Origin of the sequence: Sphaerobacter sp. (genome assembly GCF_019683595.1) — a bacterium.
Lineage (GTDB): Bacteria > Chloroflexota > Chloroflexia > Thermomicrobiales > Thermomicrobiaceae > Sphaerobacter.
This window is the reverse complement of the sequence record NZ_JADGHZ010000223.1, coordinates 1-5,048: the sequence shown is the minus strand read 5'-3', so window position 1 is coordinate 5,048 and position 5,048 is coordinate 1. Positions and strand designations below refer to the sequence as shown.

Below are 5,048 nucleotides of genomic sequence, written 5' to 3'. Positions count from 1 at the left end.
GGTGAGGGCCATCTCCTACGTAATACGCAATACGCAATACGGAACACGCATCACGCAATATTCCACCCCCGCCCCTCCCTCGACCGCCTGCCTATAATTGGGACGGGTCGCAGTGATTGAGGAGCATTTTATGGTGAAGAACCCACGCGCACCCGTCGCTCAGATAGTGGAGGGGATGGAGGATACCCGCCCGCAGCAGCCGGGGGCCGCGGCGCAGCCCAGCGACACGACGCTGCCGGTCACGGTGGATGAGCTGGCTCGCGATCCGGAGGTGCAGGCCTACATCGAGGCGGCCAACGCTAACCTGGGCGTCATCGGCTTCACCGAACACGGCACCCGGCACGCGAATCTCGTCTCGCGAATTGCCCGAAACGTGCTGCGGCGGCTCGACTATGACCCGCACCTGCAAGAACTGGCGGCGATCGCCGGCTATCTCCACGATATGGGCAACGCCATCAGCCGCTACGACCACGCGCTGACGGGCGCGCTGCTGGCGCGCGAGATCCTGCTGCGCTACGAGGTGGCGCCCGCCGATATTGCGCTGGTCATGGGCGCCATCGGCAGCCACGGCGACGACTCCCAGCGGCTCGGCGAGGCGGTCCACCCCGTCTCGGCGGCGCTGATTCTGGCGGACAAGTCGGACGTGCACCGGAGCCGCGTCCGGGCCAGCGATCCGAGCCAGTTCGACGCGCACGATCGGGTCAACTGGGCGGTCGAGTCGTCCTTCCTGCGCGTCGACCCCGAGGAGAAGGCGATCTCGCTGGAACTGACGATCGACACCAGCATCAGCCAGGTCATGGATTACTTCGAGATCTTCCTGCCCCGCATGATCATGTGCCGGCGGGCCGCCGAACTGCTCGGCTGCCACTTCCACATCCACATCAACGGCGTGGAGTTGCTCTGAGATGGGGACGCTGATCACCAGCCTCCACGCGCGTGGTCGGACGACCAACTGGGGCGCGTTCGACATCTATCTGGTCGTCACCACGCTCGTCCTGATCGGCTTCGGCCTGGTCACGATCTGGAGCGCTGACGGAGCGCGACCCCTGACCCTGGGGAACCCGGCGGTCCGGCAGTTCATCTACGCGGTGATCGGCCTCGCGATGATGATGGGGGCCACCGCGCTCGATTACCGCTATATCAAGACGTTCTCCTGGGTGTTCTACCTGGGCACGCTGGTCTTGCTGGCCGGGGTTCTGGTGGTCGGCACGACCAGCGGTGGCGCGACCCGCTGGTTTCAATTCGGCCCGATCACCGTTCAACCGTCAGAGATCGCCAAGCTGACGGTGATCATCAGCCTGGCGTCGTTCGTCGCCGACCGGGGCGACGACATGCGCCGGCTGCACAACTTCATCCTCTCGGGCATCCTGGTCGGCATCCCGGCCGGGCTGGTCTACCTGCAGCCGGACCTCGGAACGACGGGGGTCTTTGCCTTCGCCTGGCTGGTGATGATGCTGGTGAGCCGCACGCGCCTGCTCTACCTGTTCGGGGTGATGCTGGCCGCCATCCCCGGGGCCTGGGTCACCTGGAACTACATCATGCACGACTACATGCGTGAGCGGCTGCTGATCTCCTATCACCCGGAGAGCGACCCGCTCGGGGACGGCTACAACATCCTCCAGGCACGGGTGGCGATCGGCAGCAGCGGCGCGATCGGCCACGGGCTGCATGGCAGCACGCTGAGCCAGCTCGACCTGCTGCGCGTACGACTGACCGACTTCATCTTCGCCCACGCCATGGGGATGTTCGGCTTCATCGGGGCGCTGGCCCTCTTCCTGACCTTCGCCATCCTGCTCTGGCGCATGATGCAGATCGGCATCAACGCGCGCGACAACTTCAGTCAGTTGACGGCCTTCGGCATCACCGGGATCGTCTTCTTCCAGATGTTCGTGAATATCGGCATGAACGTGGGGTTGATGCCGGTGACCGGGATCCCGCTCCCCTTCGTCAGCGTGGGAGGCAGTTCCCTCTGGACGCTCCTGGCCGCGGTCGGCATCCTCCAGAGCATCCTCATCCACCAGCAACGACTCGGGTTCCAGCGAGAGTGATGCGTGGTGCGTCATGCGTCATCCGTCATGCGTATTGCGTAAGACGTGTTGCGTGTTCCGTGTTCCGTGTTCCGTCCTACTCCCCTCTCCCCTGGTGGGCTCCGTCCGAGAGGGGCCGGGGGTGAGGGGGATGCATCACGCGTGACGCATGACGTCTAGTACATCGCCATCTCAACGTCGGCGCCGGGCAGCCCGGTCGGCAGCGTCTCGCCGTTCTGCCGCAGGAAGGCAACGAGCGCCTCGGGCCGAATACGCCACTCACCCGGCTTCGTATCGGGCTCGCCGATCAACTCCCCTACTCGGAGCCAGTAGCGGATCGCGTCCGGGTGGAACTGCAGGACGTCGGCCACCTCACCGACCGTGTAGACCCGCTCGCCGCGCTGTTCGACCCGTGCCATGGACCTTTGCCTCCGCCTTGTCCCTACACTCTGTACGTACACCAATAATAGCAGAGAATGGGCGGACAGGATAGGGGGATCATGGTCCTATGTGCGGATCGCCGGGCCATCAGCTTCCGCGATGGCGCACGGCGCAACGTATGTCCTCTCCTGCACGCTGCCCGATCGGACAGGTGCGCCACCTGCCGCCACCACGGCCCCATCGTCACCGCTGCGATGTGACTCAGGCGTGACAGATCGCCGTTGGGTATGGGAAAACCGCAACCAGGGCGCGGTTGCGGAAGACCCCTCACCCACCGGCCCCCTCTCCCACAAGGGGGAGAGGTGGTGTGTCACCTCTGTGAGCTGCGCCGCACATCTGCGGGCAACGAGACATGGGCTGGCTGAATAGATAAGATTAGCGTCTCACGATGCGGCCTGGCTGGGACGGGCGCTGCCCTGGAAGGAGTCTCGGCCGCATGGACGAGACCCTGTTGCGGACCAAGCTCTCGATCCCGCTCACCCGCGCCGATCCCGCCTCGGGCCTGGTTCCGCGCCCGCACCTGATCGCGCGCCTGAACGAGGGACTGGCCGGCACGTTGACCCTCGTCTCCGCCCCGGCCGGATTCGGCAAGACCACCCTGGTGAGCGCCTGGCTGCGGCAGGTGGACCTCCCGGCCGCGTGGCTCTCGCTCGACGAACACGACCGGGATGTCGCCCGTTTTCTGAGCTACATGATCGCCGCGCTGCAGATCATCCGGCCGGATGTGGGAACCGGCGTGCCGGCCCTCCTGCACGCAACGCCTCGGCCGCGCACGGACACACTCCTCACGCTGCTGATCAACGACCTGGCAGCCATCCCGGAGGAACTCATTCTGGTCCTCGACGACTGCCACACAGTCGCGACGCCGGACATCGATCAGGCGCTGTCCTTTCTCATCAACCATCTCCCGCGGCACATGCACCTGGTCATGCTCAGCCGGGCGGACCCGAACCTGTCCCTCGCGCGCTTGCGCGCCAACGGGCAACTGAATGAGCTGCGCAGCGCCGATCTGCGCTTTTCCGACGAGGAGACCGCGCGGTTTCTGGAGCAGATGGTCGATCGGCGCCTGTCAGCGGCAGACGTCGCGGCGCTCAACACACGCGTCGGCGGCTGGATTGCCGGCGTGCAGATGACCGCCCTCTCGCTGCGGCAGCGCGGCGAACTGTCCGTCGCGCAGTGCATCGACGGCCAGGGCGACAGCCAGGGCTACATCATGGATTACCTGGTGGACGAAGTCCTCCAACAGCAACCCGTCGAGATTCAGACCTTCCTGCTCTTCACCGCCATCCTCGATGAACTCTGTGCACCGCTCTGTGCGGCGCTCCTGCGCGGCGTCGACGCACCGGGCGGCACCGGTCCGCCAGCGACCTCGCCGGCTGCCGGCGCCTCCGAAGCGCAGGAGGCCCTGACTTATCTGGAACACGCCAACCTGTTCATCAACCCCCTCGATCCGCTCCATCAGTGGTACCACTACGATCCGCTGTTCGCCGACCTGCTGCGCCACCGGCTCCAGCAGTCCTATCCGGAACAGGTGAGCCGGCTGCACGTGAGCGCCAGCGAGTGGTACGCGCAGGCGGGCCGCGCCGGACCGGCCGTGCGGCACGCGCTGGCGGCGCAGGCGTTTGATCGCGCCGCTGCGCTGGTCGAGCAGGTCGCGCCGACCATGATCCAACGCGGCGAGCTGTCCGCGCTGCTTCATTGGCTGGATCGCTTGCCGGCCACCGAGGTGCAGACGCGGCCGCTGCTGGCGCTCTACCATTGCTGGGCACTCCTCCTCGGCGGGAACACGACCCAGGCCGCGACCCGCCTCGATGCCGTCGAAGCGGTGCTCGCGGCGGATCGCGCGCTCCGCACACCTGCCGTGCGCAGTCACGTCGCCGCCCTGCGCGCCTATCTGGTGCGCGAGGAGGGGGATCTCGCCTCGGCGATCGTGCTCTCCCAGCAGGCGTTGGCGCATCTGCCGAAGCACGAGACGCTGCCCCATGCCATGGTCACCACCAACCTGGCCATCACGCACTATCTCCGGGGAGCGTTCGCCCCGGCCTCCCGCCTGCTCATGGACACCATCACCATCGGACAGACGGGATCGCTCATGGCGAACACGCTCTCGGCGATCTATCTCAAGGCGCACCTGCTGCGGGCGCAGGGCGCGCTGCGGATGGCACTGAAGCTGTGCCAGGACGGGCTGCGGTTGGTTGAGCAGCGCGGCTGGCACGATGCCCCAGCGGCCGGCTTCCTGTACGTGGCCCTGGGAGACCTGCTCGGCGAGCTGAACGACCTCAGCGCCGCGGCGGAGTACCTGGAACGGGGGATCGACCTGGGGCACGAAGGAGGAGATCCCCACATCGTGATTGCCGGCCACGTCCGGCTGTCCTGGCTCAGGCACCGCCAGGGTGACGTGCGAGGGAGCCACGAGGCGATTCGGGCCGCGCTGGATCTCGTCGAGCGCGACGCGGGGAGTCGCTTCTGGCCGCTGCCGCCCGCAGACTGCTATCAGGCCCGGCTCTGGATCGCGCACGGCAACCTGGCGGCAGCCAGCCGCTGGGCCGAGGTCACGCACCGCGCCCGCGGGGATCACCC

The 5,048-nt window shown here is 66.7% G+C and carries 4 protein-coding genes; 3 read left to right on the top strand and 1 reads right to left on the bottom strand.

Going from position 1 to position 5,048, the window contains the following annotated elements; all coding sequences use genetic code 11:
• Nucleotides 1–130 precede the first annotated feature (130 nt).
• Nucleotides 131–904 (top strand): HD domain-containing protein, encoded by a 774-nt coding sequence (locus tag IRZ30_RS15550; RefSeq protein WP_294086450.1) that lies wholly within the window; start codon nucleotides 131–133, stop codon nucleotides 902–904.
• 1 nt (nucleotide 905) lies between these two features.
• The gene (locus IRZ30_RS15545; RefSeq protein WP_294086448.1) at nucleotides 906–2,048 is read left to right on the top strand and encodes an FtsW/RodA/SpoVE family cell cycle protein; all 1,143 of its coding nucleotides are present in this window, start codon (nucleotides 906–908) and stop codon (nucleotides 2,046–2,048) included.
• A gap of 155 nt (nucleotides 2,049–2,203) precedes the next feature.
• Here the strand turns inward: IRZ30_RS15545 and IRZ30_RS15540 are convergent, their stop codons facing one another.
• A complete protein-coding gene (locus tag IRZ30_RS15540) occupies nucleotides 2,204–2,446 on the bottom strand; it encodes a helix-turn-helix domain-containing protein (RefSeq protein WP_294086446.1) in 243 nt (80 codons plus the stop codon).
• Nucleotides 2,447–2,904: 458 nt separating this feature from the next.
• Between IRZ30_RS15540 and IRZ30_RS15535 the strand changes: the two genes are divergently transcribed.
• On the top strand, nucleotides 2,905–5,048 hold a 2,144-nt coding region (locus IRZ30_RS15535), incomplete at its 3' end, for a hypothetical protein (RefSeq protein ID WP_294086445.1).

Bases quoted from the DNA above. Each gene is read 5' to 3' on its own strand.
- IRZ30_RS15540 (WP_294086446.1), bottom strand. From the start codon at position 2,446: ATGGCACGGGTCGAACAGCGCGGCGAGCGGGTCTACACGGTCGGTGAG.
- IRZ30_RS15545 (WP_294086448.1), top strand. From the start codon at position 906: ATGGGGACGCTGATCACCAGCCTCCACGCGCGTGGTCGGACGACCAAC.
- IRZ30_RS15550 (WP_294086450.1), top strand. From the start codon at position 131: ATGGTGAAGAACCCACGCGCACCCGTCGCTCAGATAGTGGAGGGGATG.